This is a genomic window from Kitasatospora sp. NPDC059088, from assembly GCF_042738155.1.
In the GTDB taxonomy this organism is placed as follows: domain Bacteria; phylum Actinomycetota; class Actinomycetes; order Streptomycetales; family Streptomycetaceae; genus Kitasatospora.
This window is the reverse complement of the sequence record NZ_JBHYGR010000027.1, coordinates 1-15,839: the sequence shown is the minus strand read 5'-3', so window position 1 is coordinate 15,839 and position 15,839 is coordinate 1. Positions and strand designations below refer to the sequence as shown.

16 protein-coding genes are annotated in these 15,839 nt (G+C 75.9%); 3 read left to right on the top strand and 13 right to left on the bottom strand.

The window, feature by feature from the left end:
* Positions 1–804 (top strand): diacylglycerol kinase (locus ACFWXO_RS14820; RefSeq protein ID WP_380524252.1); only part of this gene is annotated, 804 nt, incomplete at its 5' end.
* 54 nt (positions 805–858) lie between these two features.
* On the opposite strand, the gene ACFWXO_RS14815 is transcribed toward ACFWXO_RS14820, so the two are convergent.
* From ACFWXO_RS14815 to ACFWXO_RS14780, 8 genes are all read right to left on the bottom strand, one after another.
* Positions 859–1,317 (bottom strand): hypothetical protein, encoded by a 459-nt coding sequence (locus ACFWXO_RS14815; protein ID WP_380524250.1) that lies wholly within the window; start codon positions 1,315–1,317, stop codon positions 859–861.
* A 42-nt stretch (positions 1,318–1,359) separates the two neighbouring features.
* Positions 1,360–2,277, bottom strand: coding sequence for a DUF6891 domain-containing protein (locus ACFWXO_RS14810; protein ID WP_380524248.1), 918 nt, complete (start codon positions 2,275–2,277; stop codon positions 1,360–1,362).
* Positions 2,278–2,406: 129 nt separating this feature from the next.
* Positions 2,407–3,765, bottom strand: a complete 1,359-nt coding sequence (locus tag ACFWXO_RS14805) for a DUF2252 domain-containing protein (protein ID WP_380524247.1) — start codon at positions 3,763–3,765, stop codon at positions 2,407–2,409.
* 175 nt (positions 3,766–3,940) lie between these two features.
* A complete protein-coding gene (locus ACFWXO_RS14800; RefSeq protein WP_380524245.1) occupies positions 3,941–5,554 on the bottom strand; it encodes a multicopper oxidase family protein in 1,614 nt (537 codons plus the stop codon).
* Entirely contained in the window at positions 5,551–6,024 is a 474-nt protein-coding gene (locus ACFWXO_RS14795; RefSeq protein WP_375894240.1) for a hypothetical protein, read from the bottom strand. The genes ACFWXO_RS14800 and ACFWXO_RS14795 overlap by 4 nt, the downstream gene beginning before the upstream one ends.
* Positions 6,025–6,273: 249 nt before the next feature.
* Complete coding sequence (locus ACFWXO_RS14790; protein WP_380524243.1) at positions 6,274–7,062, bottom strand: aminotransferase class IV; 789 nt, start codon at positions 7,060–7,062, stop codon at positions 6,274–6,276.
* Complete coding sequence (locus ACFWXO_RS14785) at positions 7,055–8,008, bottom strand: GNAT family N-acetyltransferase (protein ID WP_380524241.1); 954 nt, start codon at positions 8,006–8,008, stop codon at positions 7,055–7,057. The genes ACFWXO_RS14790 and ACFWXO_RS14785 overlap by 8 nt, the downstream gene beginning before the upstream one ends.
* A gap of 117 nt (positions 8,009–8,125) precedes the next feature.
* Positions 8,126–9,103, bottom strand: a complete 978-nt coding sequence (locus ACFWXO_RS14780; RefSeq protein WP_380524239.1) for a DMT family transporter — start codon at positions 9,101–9,103, stop codon at positions 8,126–8,128.
* A gap of 126 nt (positions 9,104–9,229) precedes the next feature.
* Here ACFWXO_RS14780 and ACFWXO_RS14775 point away from each other — a divergent pair, with 126 nt between their 5' ends.
* Positions 9,230–10,126, top strand: a complete 897-nt coding sequence (locus ACFWXO_RS14775) for a LysR family transcriptional regulator (protein WP_380524237.1) — start codon at positions 9,230–9,232, stop codon at positions 10,124–10,126.
* Between the two features lie 52 nt (positions 10,127–10,178).
* Here the strand turns inward: ACFWXO_RS14775 and ACFWXO_RS14770 are convergent, their stop codons facing one another.
* The 5 genes from ACFWXO_RS14770 to ACFWXO_RS14750 all read right to left on the bottom strand — a co-directional run bounded on the left by ACFWXO_RS14770 (position 10,179) and on the right by ACFWXO_RS14750 (position 14,025).
* The gene (locus tag ACFWXO_RS14770) at positions 10,179–10,664 is read right to left on the bottom strand and encodes a S26 family signal peptidase (RefSeq protein WP_380524236.1); all 486 of its coding nucleotides are present in this window, start codon (positions 10,662–10,664) and stop codon (positions 10,179–10,181) included.
* Positions 10,665–10,681: 17 nt separating this feature from the next.
* Positions 10,682–12,583: an ABC transporter ATP-binding protein gene (locus ACFWXO_RS14765; RefSeq protein ID WP_380524234.1), complete on the bottom strand. Its 1,902-nt coding sequence runs from the start codon at positions 12,581–12,583 to the stop codon at positions 10,682–10,684.
* Positions 12,580–13,137, bottom strand: a complete 558-nt coding sequence (locus tag ACFWXO_RS14760; RefSeq protein WP_380524233.1) for a TlpA family protein disulfide reductase — start codon at positions 13,135–13,137, stop codon at positions 12,580–12,582. The genes ACFWXO_RS14765 and ACFWXO_RS14760 overlap by 4 nt, the downstream gene beginning before the upstream one ends.
* Positions 13,138–13,200: 63 nt before the next feature.
* Positions 13,201–13,728 carry a MauE/DoxX family redox-associated membrane protein gene (locus tag ACFWXO_RS14755; protein WP_380524231.1) on the bottom strand — a complete coding sequence of 176 codons (528 nt, stop codon included), beginning with the start codon at positions 13,726–13,728 and terminating at the stop codon, positions 13,201–13,203.
* A 96-nt stretch (positions 13,729–13,824) separates the two neighbouring features.
* Positions 13,825–14,025 (bottom strand): hypothetical protein, encoded by a 201-nt coding sequence (locus ACFWXO_RS14750; RefSeq protein WP_375894266.1) that lies wholly within the window; start codon positions 14,023–14,025, stop codon positions 13,825–13,827.
* Between the two features lie 384 nt (positions 14,026–14,409).
* On the opposite strand from ACFWXO_RS14750, the gene ACFWXO_RS14745 reads away from it, so the two are divergent.
* Positions 14,410–15,720, top strand: coding sequence for a carbohydrate-binding protein (locus tag ACFWXO_RS14745; RefSeq protein WP_380524229.1), 1,311 nt, complete (start codon positions 14,410–14,412; stop codon positions 15,718–15,720).
* Positions 15,721–15,839 lie beyond the last annotated feature (119 nt).

Here is a 15,839-nt window from a genome sequence, read left to right as displayed (position 1 = left end):
CCCCGCTCCTGCGCGCCCACCCCGCGGGGCGGGCCCCCCCCCGCGCCGCCGCCCCCCCCGGCGCGGGGCCCCGCGGCCGACGGGGCCGACGCGGTGGCCGTGGTCGGCGGCGACGGCATGATCAACCTCGCCCTCCAGGCCCTGGCCGACACCGCCGTCCCGCTCGGCGTCATACCCGCCGGCACCGGCAACGACCACGCCCGCGAGTACGGCCTGCCCATCGGCGACCCCGAGGCCGCCGCCGACGTCATCGCCGCCGGCCGCACCCGCGCCGTCGACCTCGGCCGGATCACCGGCCCGGACGGCTCCGTGCGCTGGTACGGCTCCGTTCTCGCCAGCGGCTTCGACTCGCTGGTCAGCGACCGCGCCAACCGGCTGCGCTGGCCGCGCGGCCGGATGCGCTACAACCTCGCCATCCTCGCCGAGTTCGCCAACCTGAAACCGCTGCCGTTCCGGATCACCCTCGCCGACGGCACCGTCATCGAACGCGACCTCACCCTCGCCGCCGTCGGCAACACCCGCAGCTACGGCGGCGGCATGCTGATCTGCCCCGCCGCCCTCCCCGACGACGGCCTGCTCGACGTCACCCTCGTCGACGCCATGCCCCGGCTGCGGATCGCCCGCTTCTTCCCCACCCTCTTCAAGGGCACCCACACCAGCCACCCGGAGGTCACCACCCTGCGCACCGCCTCCCTGCGGCTCGAGTCCCCCGGCATCACCGCCTACGCCGACGGCGAGTTCATCACCGCCCTCCCCGCCGACGTCACGGTCCGACCCGAGGCCCTGCACCTGCTGGTGCCCTGAGGCCCCCGGAACCCCCCGGGCGGCGGCGGCCGCCCGGGGCCCACGGGCCCGTCGTCACAGATGCGCCCTGATCTGCCGGACCGGGTGGCCGAGGGCGGTGGCCAGGGCCGCCGCCTGGGCCTCGGTGAACCAGGGTCGCTCCGGGTCCCACACCTCCAGCTCGAAACGGGCGAAGCCGCACGGCCAGTCGTGGTCCAGGGCGTCCAGGGTCGTCGCCGCACCGCAGCAGGGCACCGTCACGGCGAGCGTCGCGAAGCCGCCCTCGGCGTGCTCCTCCATCAGCTCGGACCACCACCCCAGCGGGACGGCGCCGCCGCAGTGCGGGCAGCCGATCCGCTCCAGGTTCGCGCCGCAGTCGACCAGGGTCGTGCGCTCGTGCCAGGTCGACTCCAGCTCGGCGCCGTCGTCCTCGCCGAGGAACTCGGCCGCCAGCGCCCGGGCCCGCTCGGCCGCCGCCGCGTCCGGCTGCCAGTACGGGTCGGTCGGGATCACCGACAGCACATCAGCGCTCATCGTTCGGTCCTCCCCTCCGTCCGTGGTCGGCTCCGTCCGTGGTCAGCCGACCAGCCGCCGGCGCCAGAGCAGCGGGCGTACCTCGATCGCGTCGGACGGGTCGCCGCTCCACACCGCCGGCAGGCCGACGGCCGCGAGGGCGGCCACCACCTCCCGGCCGACGGCCGCGGTGGTCGCCGCGGAGCCGTCGAAGCCGCCGTAGAGCAGGGACAGGCCGCGGCCGGCGGCGGCCGACTCGGTGCACTGGGAGTGGAAGTAGACGAAGCCCCGGGCCTCCGGCACCCCGGCCGCGCCGATCTCCGCCTCCCCGCAGGAACGGCAGCAGGCGAAGTCCTCCCGCGCCGTGATGCCGCCCGCCTCCAGCGCGGCGAAGGCCCGGGCGAGGCGCTCCGGATCCGTCTCGCCGATCCAGCCGCTCTGCACGCCGACCCGCTCCAGCCAGAGCCGGTCGGCGAGTTGCTCGGCCTGGGCCCGGGAGAGCGGGCGGCGGTCGCCCGACACCAGGTACTCCTCGGCCTGCTCGGCCAGCCGGGCACGGTCGGTGTAGCCGCCGGCGAGGGTCAGCCGCAGCTGCTCCTCCAACTGCCGCCGCTCCTCGGCCGCCAGCTCCGGCGCGGGCACCGGCTCGGGCGCCGGACCGAAGTCCAGCGGCGCCCAGGCCAGGCCCTCGCCCCAGCCCGGCTCGTGCCGTGCCCAGCCCGTCATCGCCGCGACCACGGCCTCCGGCCCGTCCACCCGCACCTCGAAGTGCCGGGCGGCGGAGCCGTCGCGGTGCTCCAGCGCGTAGTGGCCACCCGCCTTGTGCCACACCTGGATGTAGACGTCCGGCAGGTCCGGTATCCGCTGCACGACGAGGAAGGTGTCGGCCCCGGCGCCGATGCGCCGGACCAACCCCGCCAGTTCGTCCGCGGTCACCCTCGGGAGCCGCTCGTCGTTCGTCTGCACCGTGATCGCCAGCATGCGGTCACCCTGGCACACCCCACTGACACCGAATCCGACAGCCCGACAGCCCGAAAGGGTCGGTCGCGGACCCGGAACACGATCCCGCCCCGGAGGTGGCCGATGTCGGGCCGGGCGGCCTCTTCGCCCTCACACCCCCCGCGTGGCCCTGATCCGGCCCGAGGCGATCGCCTCGACCAGTTCCCGGTGGTCGGCCGCCGTCCGGTCCGCGTAGTGCAGGGCGAAGTCGGCGACGGCGTCGGCGAAGGTGTCGGCGCCGCCCAGGTAGCCGGCGACGGCGAGGCGGTCGCCGGTGCGGGCGTGGGCCCGGGCGAGGGCGCGCCCGCACAGGTCGGCGTAGGCGCGCAGGCCGGACGCGGTCATCGTGTCGACCTCCACCGAGCCCTTCATGTCGCGCAGTTGGCGGCCGTAGAAGTGCCGCCCGGCGGGGCCGGTGGTCCAGCCGAGGAAGATGTCGCTGGCGGCCTGCATCAGGTGCTGCCCGGTGACCACCCGGCGCCCGCCGTGGTGGGCGGCGACCTCGGCCTCCAGCCGGGTGGGCGGCAGGTGGTCCTCCAGCACCGACCGGCCGGCCTCCTTGAGCTGCAGGAACAGCGGGTCGCGGGTGTCCCGGCCCTCCAGCAGGACGATGTAGCAGCGGGTGCCGACGCTGCCGACGCCGACCACCTTCATCGCCGCGTCGACGAAGCGGTACCGGTCGAGCAGGACCCTCCGGTCCTCGGCGAGGGTGGCCCGGTAGTCGCTGAACACCTTGCCGACGCCGCGCAGTTCGCTCCGCTCCAGCTCCTCGACCAGCGGCGGCACACTGACGATCCGGCGCCGGCCGTCGCGCTCCTCGGTGAGCTTGCCGAAGGCCTGGAGGCTGGTGCGGCGCCGGGCGCGGTCGAGGCCGGCCTCGACGGCCTTGCGCCGCTTGGTCCTGCGGACCAGCGCCAGCAGGTCGGCGGTGTCGATCCGGCTGTACCAGACGTCGAGTTCGCCGAGGCCGGCCAGCCGGCGCATCGCCGCGGCGTAGCCCAGGACGGCGGTGCGGGCGGCGCGCCGGGCGCGGTCGTCGTCCTGGCCGCAGTCCCGGGCGGCGACCGCGATGCTGGCGGCGAGGCGTTTGACGTCCCACTCGAAGGGCCCGGGGTGGGTCTCGTCGAAGTCGTTGACGTCGAAGAGCAGCGCGCGTTCCGGCGAGGCGTACACCCCGAAGTTCAACAGGTGGGCGTCGCCGCAGAGTTGGACGGTCAGCCCGGTGTCGGGGACGGCCCCGAGGTCGGCGGCCATCACGGCGGCGGCGCCGCGCAGGTAGCCGAACGGGCTGTCGGCCATCCGCCCGTAGCGGATCGGCAGCAGCCGGGCGACCCGGTCCGCGCCCTGGGCCTCCAGCAGGCCGAGCGGGTCGGGCCGGTCCGCGGCCGGGATCCACCGGCCGTGCTCGGAGCGGGAGACCCGTTCACGGGCGGCCCGGCCGGTACGGCGGCGTTCGGCGGGGGTGGTCATGCGGCGGCTCCGTCCGTCACCCGGCGGCCGCACCCGTCGGCGCGGCGCTGGGACCAGCGTGCCGGTGGGCGCGGCGCGCGCCCTCCGGCACTGGGCCGAACGGAGGAGCGGAACGAACCGGGGGAACAGGGACACCCCAGCGGGGCGGGGCGGGGCGGGGCGGGGCGGGGAGGGCTCAGCCCACCGTGAAGTCCGCCATCATCGCCATGTCCTCGTGCTCCAGGTTGTGGCAGTGCAGCATGTACGTCCCCGCGTAGTCGCCGAACCGCACCAGCACCTCCACCGTCTCGGCCGGCCGCAGGTCCACGGTGTCCTTCCAGCCCGCGTCCCACGGGCCCGGGCCCTTGCCGTTGCGCGCGACCACCTGGAAGGGGTCGAGGTGGACGTGCACGGGGTGGTGCACGTCGGTGGAGAAGCGCCAGCGCTCGACCCGGCCGAGGGCGGGGGCGGCGAGGCTGCGCCCGGGCTCGTACGGGTCGCCGTTGATCGTCCAGCCGTCGCCGCCGCTGCGCCGGAAGGCGAAGTCGCGGGTGGCGACGACCGCGGCCGGGTCCAACTGCTCGACGGTGGACAGCTTGTCGGGCACCGTGGCGCCGTCGTCCACCGCCCGGGAGGAGACGTCGAAGCGCATCACCTCGGTGGTCCGCCCGCTGCCGAAGCGGTTGACCAGGCGGACCTGGGTGCCCGGCTGGTAGCGGGAGAAGTCGACGACCACGTCGAAGCGCTCGGCGGGGGCGATCTCGATCCCGTCGTGGGTGACCGGGGCGGCGAGCAGTCCGCCGTCGGAGCCGATCTGGACCAGCGCGTCGCCGCCGGCGGGCTGCGGGTCCAGTTCGAGCCGGTAGAGCCGGCAGTTGGAGGCGTTGAGCAGGCGCAGCCGGTAGTGCGCGCGGTCGACGTCCAGGCGCGGCCACGGGGCGCCGTTGACCAGGATGACGTCGCCGAGGACGCCGTTCATGAAGTCGTTGGTGACGCCCGGCTTGGTCGACGAGGCGTCCGCGGCCGGGTACTTGAAGGAGCCGTCGGCGGCGAAGGAGCGGTCGGCGAGCATCAGCGGGAGGTCGCGTTCGCCGCGGGGCAGCGGCAGGGCGGCCTCCTCGTCGTCCTGGACGAGGTGGAACCCGGCCAGGCCGCGCCAGACGCCGGGGCCGGTGAAGCCCATCCGGTGGTCGTGGTACCAGAGGGTGGCGGCGCGCTGCTTGCCCGGGTAGGTGTGGGTGCGCTCGCCGACCAGGGTGTGGCCGCTCATGTGCCGCATCCCCGCCATCCCCGGCGTTCCCGCCATGCCCGCCATCCCCGCCATGCCCGCCATGCCGTCCATCGCGGAGGCGGCGGGGTCGGGGGAGCCGACCGGCAGCAGCAGGTCGACCGGGTAGCCGTCGCTGTCCGCCGGGGTGTGCCCGCCGTGCAGGTGGACCACCGAGGGCACCGGCAGCTGGTTGCGGTGCTTGACCACCGCGGCCCGGCCGGAGCGGGTGACCACCGTCGGACCGGGGAAGGTCCCGCCGTAGGTCCAGGCCTCGGTCCGCACCCCGGGCAGGATCTCCAGCTTCGCGACCTGCTGGGTGATCTCGTAGTGGTCGCCGCCGTCGTCGCTGCGCACCGGCTGGAGCACGGCCGGCACCGGCAGCGGGACCTGGAAGGCCGCGGGCAGGGCCAGGTCGCTGCCGAGCAGCCGCCCGGGGCGGCCCTCCGCGAACAGGTACGCCGCCGACGGCACGGCGACGGCGGCCACCGCGCCCGCACCGAGCACCGAGGCGCCGAGGCCGAGGAACCGGCGGCGGTTCACCGCTCCACCGCCACCGGCCCGCCGGGGCGCGGCAGCCGTCCGCCGCCGTCCGGGCCCGGCTCGGGCAGGGCCGCCCGGGCTGGCAGCGGCAGCCGCCAGGCGCCGACCAGGCCGAACAGGATGCCGCTGACCAGCAGCACGCCGAGGGTGACGTGCAGCCCGATCGACCGGGCGTAGCCCGCGCCGATCTGGCCGGTCACGGCGACGGCGAGCAGGGCGGTGGTCCACAGCGGCCAGCGCGGCCCGCCGCCGGGCCGGAGCACCAGCGCGGCCGCCACCAGCTGGAGCACCACCACGGTGGCCAGCAGCATGGCGTTGTCCTCGTGGTCCTTGAGGGAGTCGTAGGTGCCGTTGAGGAAGCTGCCGGCGAGCATGGCCTGGAGCAGGGCCAGCAGCGCCAGCGTGGTGGCGGTGGCGCGCAGGAGGACCAGCGGCCAACGGGGCGCGGGGGCGGCAGGAGGACTGCTCATGGGGTGGCTACTCTCTGCTTCGACGGCTCGGGCGGGGCGGGCGAGAGCGTAGCTGATCTCACCTCACAAACGGCCGCACCCAAGGGTTTTGGGCAGGTCGGCCGCGCCTTTGCACCGGTTCACCCGAGGTTTGTCACCCGTTCGGGCGATCCGCTCGTACGGCCCGCCCCGGCCCCCCGGTCCGCCCCGGCCCGCCGCCCACGTCGAACCGCCGTCCGCGCCCACCCGGCCCCTGCACCCGCCCGACGCCTACACCGGGTCGGCGGCGATCCCGAGGTAGGCGGCGCGCAGGTCGGCGAGCAGCGGATGGGCCGGGTCGAAAGCGGTGCCGTCGACGGCGGCGAGCGGCCGCAGGCCGACGCCCGCGTTCAGCGCGAAGGCCGCGTCGAAGCGCGCCAGCTCGTCGACGCGGACCGGCTCGCGGGACCGCGGACCGTCGTACGCACCGCTCAGCAGCGCCTCGGTGACGCCGGGCAGCGCGGGGCCGGCGGGCAGCACCAGCCGCTCCCCCGCCAGGAAGGCGACGTTCCAGGTCGCCCCCTCGGTCACCAGGCCGTCCCCGTCGGTCAGCAACACGTCGTCGTATCCCGCGAGTTGGGCCGCGCGGCGGTGGTGCACCAGGCCGAACAGGCCGACGTGCTTCACCGCCGGCAGCTCCCGCCGGTGGGCCACCGTGCGCACCCGTAGCGGGGCCGGTTGCGCGGCGCCGACCGGGCGGGCGGTCACCAGCAGGACGGGGGCGGCCGGGGCGGCGGGGCGCTCCAGGCCGAGCGCCGGGTCGTAGCAGGTCACCCGGACGATCCCCGGCCCGCCGTCGGACGGCAGCGCCGCACGGATCCGCTCCCGGACCACCGCCCGGTCCAGCTCGGCGGCGAACAGCACCCGGCAGTCCCGGACCAGCCGGTCCAGGTGCAGCTCCAGACCGCGGACGGCGCCCGCCTCGACCCGCAGGGTGGTGAAGTGCCCGTAGTTGAGCAGTCCCAGCGCGGCGAGCCGCGCCGGGTCCGCGGGCGCGCCGTCGATCTCGATCTCAGCCATCCCCCGAGTCTGCCAGCCGCGGCGACACCAGCGGTGGCGCCTCCGGCAGCACCACCGGGCGGTACGGGCCGGCCACGGCACGGCCCGCCGCCCGCTCGGTCCGCTCGAACTCCTCGATCCTGGCCGCCAGGCCCTCCGGCTCGCCCGCCTCCGCCCAGCGCCAGGCCTCCGCCCACCACTGCGGTCCGCGCACCAGCGGCCGGCCCGCCAGCGCCAGGTACAGCGCCAGCGTCGACCGGGCGTACTCGTGCACCCAGCCGTCACAGCCCCGGTAGTGCGCCGTCTCGTCCAGCCGCAGCCAGCGGCCCTCCTGCCCTGCGGCCAGTATCGGCACCCAGCCGCGCTGCCGGTCCGCGACCAGCAGGAGCAGCCGTCCGTCCTCCTCCCGCACCCGGTGCGAGGGGAGTTGGGGCATCCGGGCGAACGACAGCGAGCGCTTCCAGCCCACCACCCACAGCCCGCGGCGCAGGTAGTAGCGGACCGCCGACTGCCAGCCCCAGTGCGCCTCCAGCCGGAAGCCCGGCAGGCCCTCGGCGGTGGCCGCCGCGTACACCTCGTCCAGCGCGGCGGCGGCCAGCCCCTGCCCGCGCGCCTGCGGCCGCAGGTAGAGGGAGGACACCGCGAGCTGGCTCGGGCCCTTGGTCCAGTTGTCCACCGCGACCGTCCCGGCGACCTCGCCCCGCGCGTCCAGGATCCAGTACCGGCGCCGGTACAGCTCACCGCCCGGCCAGTCCCGGCCGCTCTCCCCGAGCCGCTCCCGCCAGGCCCGTTCGGCGGGCAGGTCCAGCCCGTCCGGGTCCACCAGCTCGCCCGGACCGCCCTCCAGCAGGGACGCCAAGTCCCAGCGGGCGAACCGCCGTTCCTCCCCTTCGGCGACGGCCCGCAACCGCACCCCCGCCGCCAACCGGTCCTGCGCCCGCTCGACCGCCGCATCCCACGACCTCACCACGGGGGCCACCCTAGCGGCCCTCCGGGCACGACCCGTAATCCACCGGCCACCGAACGTCAGCCCGACCGCGCGGTGGGGCCGAGGCCCAGGGCGCAGGGGGTGGAGCGGCCGGAGTCACCCGGCCGGGCGGCGGGTCGCCCCGCCCGGCGCCGCGCTGGTGGTCCGGACGGCCCGGCCCGACGGGGCGGGGGTGCCCGACGGGGCGGGCGCGGCCGCCGGGGTCCTGGGCGGGCGGGTGAGGGCGACGGCGGCGATCACCAGGACGCCGCCCGCCAGGGCGTTCCAGCCGACCGGCTCCGCGAGCAGGGCGGCGCCCAGCGCGGTGGACCAGAGCGGCATGACGTAGGTGACGGCGGAGGCCACGGCCGTCCCGGCGGTGCGGACCAGGCCGAGGTTGAGCAGGTACGCGAGCCCGGTGCCGAGCGCGCCGAGCACCAGCAGGGCGGTGGCCGCCGACCCGCCCGGCCAGTGCGGGGCGCCGGCGGCGAGCGGGGCGACCAGGGCCAGTTCGGCGGTGGCGCAGGTGATCTGGACGGCGGAGAGGGTGGTGACCGACTCCGGGCGGCCGGACAGGAAGCGGCGCAGGTAGGCGAAGCCCGCGCCGTAGCAGCACGCGGCGGCCAGGCAGGCGAGGGCGCCGGCGCCCGCCCCCGGGCCGAGGCCGCGCCACACCCCGAGCACGGTGAGCACGCCGACGAAGCCGAGCCCGAGGCCGGCCAGCCGGCGGGCTCCCGGGTGGCGCTCCTCGGGGACGGTGAGCACCGTGAACAGCAGGGTGAACAGCGGGGTGGTCGCGTTCAGCACTCCGGCGAGCACCGAGCTCACCCTGGTCTCGCCGAACGAGAACAGGGTGAACGGCACCGTGTTGAGCAGCACCGCGACGACCGCCGAGTGGCCCCACAGGGCCCGGTCGCGCGGGGCCCGCTCGCCGCGCAGCAGCAGGACCGCCCAGAGCGTGGCGGCGCCCAGCAGGCTGCGCCACAGCGCCACCCACACCGGCGGCACCCCCGCGTCGACCGCCACCTTGATCAGGGCGAAGCTGGCGCCCCAGATCGCCGACAGTGCCACGAAGCCCGGCCACCAGCGCCGCACCCCGACCACCTCCCCGTCCGTTCCCGTGTCCGCCGCGCGGCCCGTTCCCGCGTTCTGGACAGAGGGTGGCCCACCGACGGAACATGAGTCCAACAAGTGACGATGCTTGGGGGATAAGGAAGTCTCATGGCACCGGAGGTCAACCTGGCCCAGCTCAGGGCGCTGGTCGCGGTCGCCGACACCGGCGGCTTCGGCGCGGCCGCCGACGAACTGGGCATCAGCCAGTCCGCCGTCTCGCACGCCGTCGCCGCCCTGGAACGCGCGCTCGGCGCCCCCGTGCTGCGGCGCGGCGCCCCCTGCCGCCCCACCCCGCTCGGCGAGCAGGTGCTGCCGCACGCCCGCACCGCCGTCGCCTCCGCGGCGGCCGTCCGCACCATCGCGACCCGGCACTGCGGCGGCCTCACCGGCACCGTGCGGCTGGCCGCGCCGACCACGGTCTGCCAGGCCCTGCTGCCCGGGCTGCTGCGGGACTGGAAGGCGGCGCACCCCCAGGTCACCGTGCGGGTCTTCGAGGGCGAGGACGTCGAACTGACCACGTGGCTGGAGGCGGGCACGGTGGACGCCGCCGTCCTGGTCGACGCCGGGCCGCTGCCGCCCGGCGCGGTCGCGCTCGGCGCCGACTCGATGCACGCGCTGCTGCGCCGGGACCACCCGCTGGCCGGCCGGCCGACCGTCCACGTCGGCGAGTTGGAGGACGACGACTTCCTGCTCTCGGAGGGCGGCTGCGAGCGCCACATCCGGGAGGCCTACCGGCGGGCCGGCACCCGCTTCACGCCCCGGCACCGGATCCGCGACCTCAACACCCTGATCGGCATGGTCCACGCGGGCGTCGGCGTCTCGGTGATGCCCGCGCTGGCCGTGACCATGCTGCCGCCGGAGTGCGTCCTGGTGCCGATCCGGCCCGCCGTGCACCGCACCCTCACCCTCACCGGGCCGACCGGGCGCCCCTGGTCCCCGGCGGTCGGCGGGCTGCTCGCCGGGGTGCGGGCCGGCCTGCTCCCGACGGTGACCGCACCGGCCTGAGCGAACCCGGCCCGAGCGAACCCGGCCCGAGCGAACCTGGCCGGGCCGCCGCTCAGCCCCGCAGCCGCACCCGGTCGAGGACCACCCCGACCACGCGGTCCGCGGGCACCGCGCCCCACAGCCGGGAGTCGGTGCTGAAATCCGGGTTGTCGCCCAGCAGCACCACGTGCCCGCCCGGCACGGTGCCGGCCGGGAGCACCGGGCGGACCGGCGGCGGCACCGGCTCCCCGGGCAGCGCGGCCAGCCGCTTCACCAGCAGCCGGACGGGCCGGGCGGCCGCCGGGCCGTCACCCGCCGGACCACCGCCCACCGGCCCGCCACCCCTGGCGGCGAGCCCGGCCGGGGCGACCACCACGATCCGCCCCGCCCGCAGCCGGGCCAGGCCGCGCCGCAGGACCAGGACCCGCTGCCCGGGCCGCAGCGCCGGGCTCATGCTCGGCCCCGCCACCACGACCACGGACAGCGCGGTGCGCAGCAGCACCAGTCCCGCCGCCGCGGCGGCGAGCCCCGCGAGGGCGAGCACCAGGAACAGCCGCATCGCTCCGCCTCCTCCGGTCAGCCGGCCGACGGGGCCGGTACGGCGGCGTCCTGGTAGCCGGACGCCTGCAGCGTGAACAGTTCCGCGTACGGGCCGCCGCGCGCCATCAGCGCCCGGTGCGTCCCCTCCTCGACCACCCGCCCCGCGCCGAGCACCACGATCAGGTCGGCCTCGCGCACCGTGCTCAGCCGGTGCGAGATCACCAGGCTGCCGGTGTCCCGGCGCAACTCCCGCAGGTTGTCGTGGAGTTCCTGTTCGGCGGCGGCGTCGAGCCCGGCGCTGGGTTCGTCCAGGATCATCAGGTCGGCGTCGCGTCGCATGAACGCCCGTGCCACGGCGAGCCGTTGCCACTCCCCGCCGGAGAGGGAGCGGCCCCAGCCGGCGTCCGTCCCCTCCGGCAGGAAGATCCGGCTGAGCAGGGCGCCGTAGCCGCCGTCGAGGCGCTGCACCCGCTCGTGGATGCCGGCCGCGCGGGCGGCGGCGGTGATCCGGTCCGGGTCGTCGAGGTGGGCGAGCCGGCCGAGGCCGATGTTCTCGCCCGCCGTCAGGTCGTAGCGGCAGTAGTCCTGGAAGACGACGCCGATCCGCTGCCGGTACTCCTCGGGCCGGAAGGCGCGGATGTCGACGCCGTCCCAGAGGATCCGGCCGCGGTCCGGGTCGTAGAGCCGGCACAGCAGCTTGACCAGGGTGCTCTTGCCCGCGCCGTTGAGGCCGACCAGGGCGGTGACGGCGCCGGCCCGCAGGGTCAGGTTCACGCCCCGCAGGATCCACGGCGCGTCCTGGTGGTAGCGGAACCAGACGTCCTGGAACTCGACGGTGCCGGTGAGCGCACCGGGCGTGCGCGGGTCGGCGGCCGGGGTGAGGTCGGGCGGGGCCTGGCCGAGCGCCCGGTAGTGGTCGAAGGTGAGGGCGGCCTGGTAGGCGGAGGCGCCGCCGGCGGCGAGCTGGCCGACGCCGGTCTGGATGCCGGCCACCGCGGCCAGGCACATCGAGACCTGGCCGAGGGAGAGTTCGCCGTGCCGGGCGGCGCGCACCGCCCACAGCAGGCCGAGCGCGTAGACGCCGACGCCGAGCAGCGAGGCGGGCAGCCGGCGGGCGAGGTTCTGCCGGTCGGTCCGCTCCTCCGCGCCGTTGACGGCCAGCAGTTCGCGCCGGGCGCGCCCGCGCAGGAAGTCCTGGAGGCCGAAGAGCCGGATCTCCTTCACCGCGTCGACGTCGGCGATCAGGCTGCCGTAGAAGGACTGGCGGCGGCTGCGGGCCATGGTCTCGCCGAGGACGGCGGCCCGGCGGCGCCCGGCCGCCAGCTGGCTGCGCACCAGGGGCAGGGTGAGCAGCAGGGTGAGCAGGCCGAGCAGCGGGCCGACGACGAAGACGGTGCCGAGGAAGCCGAGCACGGTGATCAGCGCTTGGAGGCTGCCGAAGGCCGCGCCGACCAGGATGTCCGGGGCGGCGCCGCCGGCCTGCTGGGCGAGCCGCAGGCGGTCCTGGAACCGCGGGTCCTCGAAGGGACGCAGCCCGGGCAGCCGGTTGACGGCCTGGAACAGCTCCTCCTGCACCCGCAGCCGGATCGCCCGCCCGGAGCGGGCGCGGGTGTACTCGCTGAGCGCGGGGGCGAGCGCCAGGCCGAGACCGGCCGCGATCAGCAGCAGGCAGGTGCCGGTCAGCGAGCCGGCGGCCGGGCCGGGGGTCGGGCCGGGCGGCGAGCCGGGGGCGGCGCCGCCGAGCTGGTCGAACAGCCGGCTCACCAGCAGGGCGGCGACGGCGGGCAGCAGACCGGCCGTCACCCCGCAGAGCAGGGAGAGCAGCAGGGCCGCCCGGCCGGAGCGCCAGGCCAGCGCGCAGGCGGCCAGGGCCGAGCGCAGGGCCCGGCCGGCCCCGGGCGGCTCGGCCCCGGGGTCGGCGGACCAGGGGGTGCTCATCGCGCGGCGGTCGGGAGGACGAGCTCGCCCGGGGCGAGGTGGTTGGTGATCCGGCCGTCGGCGGAGACGTCGACGTAGCTGGGCCAGCGGACGATTCCGAACGCCTCGGCGGTGGAGCCGGGCTGGGCTCCGGCGGGCTCCACCACCACCCGGGCCACCGGCTCCAGCAGGGTGCGCAGTTCGGCGACCACCGGGCCGCTGCCCTTGACCACGGCCAGGACCCGCCCGCGGCCGCCGGGGAAGCCGGTGACCGCCTTGACGAAGTCGGGGGCCTGCTCCAGACAGGGTCCGCAGCTGCCGGAGAAGAAGCCGACCACCGCCGGCGCCCCGGCGAGGTCCGCCCGGGTGACTTCTCCGTCCGTTTCCGAAACCGCCCGGAATTCCGGTACCGGGGTGCCGTCGGGAAGGCGGTTCTCGGGCATGGAAACACCGACCCGGACATTTCCGAAGGAGGTCGACGAACCGTTGTTGTTGATTTTCCGGGCGAGCGCCAGGGTCAGCATCAGATTGACCAGGGAAATGCCGCCGATGAGGACGATGAAAAGCGTGGACATGACGGTTTCGCGCCTCGTTCCGGATTGCGGGGATACGGGGAGGTGGTGACTCGGTGCGGCGGCTCAGCGGGCCGTCGAGAAGAGCTCGATCAGGGTGTCCGTGGCGATGATCAGGGCGCTCAGGAAGCCGGCGGCCAGCAGCACCACCGCCGCCCCGGCCGTGCCCGGACCGCTGCCGGGGTCGGGTGCGGCGCCCGCGACGAGGCCCGCCGCGGCGACGGCGAGCAGCACCAGGTTGCGCGCCACGTGCGCCCGGGTGACGGGTACGCCGGAGGCCCCGAAGCAGGGGCAGGAGACGTCGGCGCCCCGCCGCAGCAGCCGGACCAGCACGGCGGCGAAGAGCGCGATCAGTCCGCCGGTCGCGGCGAAGGCCCAGCTGGTGACGGGTGCGGGCACCCAGACCAGCAGGGCGAGGAGGGCTTCGGCGAGCGGTACGCCGATCGCCGCGGCGCCGGTCAGCCGGGGTGGCAGGACGGCCATCGCGCGCAGCGCGGACCGGAAGTCGCGGCGGGCGCGGAGCTTGGCCCAGGCGGATCGGGCGAACACCACCGCGATGACGGCGCGGCAGCCGAGCAAGAGGTATGCGGTCATGACTCCCCCTCCGCCGGGGGCCCCCCCCCCCGCGGGGGGGGCCCCCCCCCGCGGCCGTGTGTCAGCCGGCCGGATCAGTCGGCCGAGCCGGTCGGGTCAGCAGCCGCCCACGATCGCGTAGGTGATGCAGCTGGGGGCGACGGCACAGTTCCAGGAGCAGCACTCCCGGACGTAGAGCGTCTCGCCGACGCAGTTGGTGGTGGTGCCGGCCGGGCACTGGCAATACGCGTCGGCGGCCTGCGCCTTGCGTCCGCCGGAAACCGCCCGGTCGACCAGGTTGAGAATCGCCTGAACCATTTTTTCCTCCGCTCGGGAAGGTGGACTGGAGAGGCTGTGCGGTTACCCACGAGATCTCGTGGTCCGAAAGCTAACCGACCGTTCGAGAACCTGTCTAGACCAAATTCGAGGATCATCGAGCTTTGATCCGGACGAGCCGATTCCCTTTCCGCGGTCCCGCTCCGCCGCCGTCACGCCTGCGTCGCGCCTCCGCCACACCCGCGCCCGCCCCCCGCCCGGCCGGGCCCTCGACCGGACCCTTGACCGACCCTCCGGGAAAGGTCTATACCAGTGGGAGCTCTGGGCAACCACCCCACGCCCCGGGACAGTTCGGCCTGCCCGCGCCACCCCCACCTCCGGCGCGCACGGGCCCTCCCCCACGCATGCCTCCCGGAAGGCCCCCCGATGCACCGCGTACTTCCCCCACAGCCACGCACCGCACCGACCACCCGCAGATCCCGGGCCGCCCTCGCCGTGGCCGGCGTGCTCGGCCTGGTCGCCGGCGGCTTCGCCGCCCTGGCCGGCACCGGCCCGGCCTCCGCCTCCACCACCGGCACCACCGCCGCCGGCCTGGGCAGCAACTGGTACGCCTCGGCGCCGTACCTGATGCCCGAGGACAACAGCCCGCCGGACGCCGCCGCCGTGATGGACGCCACCGGCCAGAAGGCCTTCCAGCTGGCCTTCGTCCTCGCCCAGGGCAACAACTGTTCGCCCGCCTGGGGCGGCACCTCCTCGATCGACTCCGACACCGCCATGCCCGCCGTCATCCAGACCATCCGCGGCAAGGGCGGGGACGTCTCGGTGTCGGTCGGCGGGTACGGCGGCACCAAGCTCGGCCAGGTCTGCGGCACCCCGGAGGCGACCGCCGCCGGGTACCAGCAGGTCATCACCAAGTACGGCCTCAAGGCGATCGACTTCGACCTGGAGGAGCCGGAGTACGAGAACACCGCCGCCATCCACAACGAGATCGGCGCGGCCCGGATCCTCCAGCAGAACAACCCCGGCCTGTACGTCTCGATCACCACGGCCGGGACCAACGCCGGCACCGGCTGGTTCGGCACCCAGATGCTCAACGAGGCCAAGTCGCAGGGCTTCACGCCGAACAACTACTCGATCATGCCGTTCGACGGCGGCTTCAACGGCGCCGCGGCGCAGACCGACGCGCTGGTGAAGTTCAACCAGATCCTGCAGACCACCTTCGGCTGGAGCGAGGCCACCGCGTACGCCCACGAGGGCGTGTCGATGATGAACGGCCGCACCGACGCCGCCGAGTACTTCCGCCAGGCCGACTTCCAGAGCGTGCTGGACTTCGCCACCGCGCACGGCCTGGCCCGCTACACTTTCTGGTCGGTGAACCGGGACCGCCAGTGCACCGGGCCGGTGGACCCGGGCCTGTCCGGCTCCTGCTCCAGCGTGGCGCAGAGCGACTGGGACTTCACCAAGTACACCGTGAAGTTCGCCGGGGCGACCCCGCCCACCACCCCGCCGACCACGCCCCCGACCACCCCGCCCACCGGCCCGGGCACGCCGACCGGCAGCCCCACCGGCAACCCGGGCACCTGCACCGCCCCGGCGTGGAGCGCGAGCACCACGTACACCGCGGGCGCCAAGGTCTCGTACAACGGCCACAACTACCACGCCAAGTGGTGGACGCTGAACGAGGTGCCGAGCGCCAGCGGCCAGTGGGGCGTCTGGGGCGACGACGGCCCCTGCTGACCCCGCCGGAACAGCGGTGAGGGGGGGGGGGGGGGGGGGGGCCCGCCCCCCCCCCGCCGCGGGGGGCCCCCCCCCGCGGGCCCCCGGCCCCCCCCCCCCCGCCCGGGGGGCTCGCCCCG

Excerpts from the sequence above, each read along its gene's own strand:
- ACFWXO_RS14815 (WP_380524250.1), bottom strand. The coding sequence starts at position 1,317 with ATGAGCGCTGATGTGCTGTCGGTGATCCCGACCGACCCGTACTGGCAG.
- ACFWXO_RS14810 (WP_380524248.1), bottom strand. The coding sequence starts at position 2,277 with ATGCTGGCGATCACGGTGCAGACGAACGACGAGCGGCTCCCGAGGGTG.
- ACFWXO_RS14805 (WP_380524247.1), bottom strand. The coding sequence starts at position 3,765 with ATGACCACCCCCGCCGAACGCCGCCGTACCGGCCGGGCCGCCCGTGAA.
- ACFWXO_RS14795 (WP_375894240.1), bottom strand. The coding sequence starts at position 6,024 with ATGAGCAGTCCTCCTGCCGCCCCCGCGCCCCGTTGGCCGCTGGTCCTC.
- ACFWXO_RS14790 (WP_380524243.1), bottom strand. The coding sequence starts at position 7,062 with ATGGCTGAGATCGAGATCGACGGCGCGCCCGCGGACCCGGCGCGGCTC.
- ACFWXO_RS14775 (WP_380524237.1), top strand. The coding sequence starts at position 9,230 with ATGGCACCGGAGGTCAACCTGGCCCAGCTCAGGGCGCTGGTCGCGGTC.
- ACFWXO_RS14770 (WP_380524236.1), bottom strand. The coding sequence starts at position 10,664 with ATGCGGCTGTTCCTGGTGCTCGCCCTCGCGGGGCTCGCCGCCGCGGCG.
- ACFWXO_RS14765 (WP_380524234.1), bottom strand. The coding sequence starts at position 12,583 with ATGAGCACCCCCTGGTCCGCCGACCCCGGGGCCGAGCCGCCCGGGGCC.
- ACFWXO_RS14760 (WP_380524233.1), bottom strand. The coding sequence starts at position 13,137 with ATGTCCACGCTTTTCATCGTCCTCATCGGCGGCATTTCCCTGGTCAAT.
- ACFWXO_RS14755 (WP_380524231.1), bottom strand. The coding sequence starts at position 13,728 with ATGACCGCATACCTCTTGCTCGGCTGCCGCGCCGTCATCGCGGTGGTG.
- ACFWXO_RS14750 (WP_375894266.1), bottom strand. The coding sequence starts at position 14,025 with ATGGTTCAGGCGATTCTCAACCTGGTCGACCGGGCGGTTTCCGGCGGA.
- ACFWXO_RS14745 (WP_380524229.1), top strand. The coding sequence starts at position 14,410 with ATGCACCGCGTACTTCCCCCACAGCCACGCACCGCACCGACCACCCGC.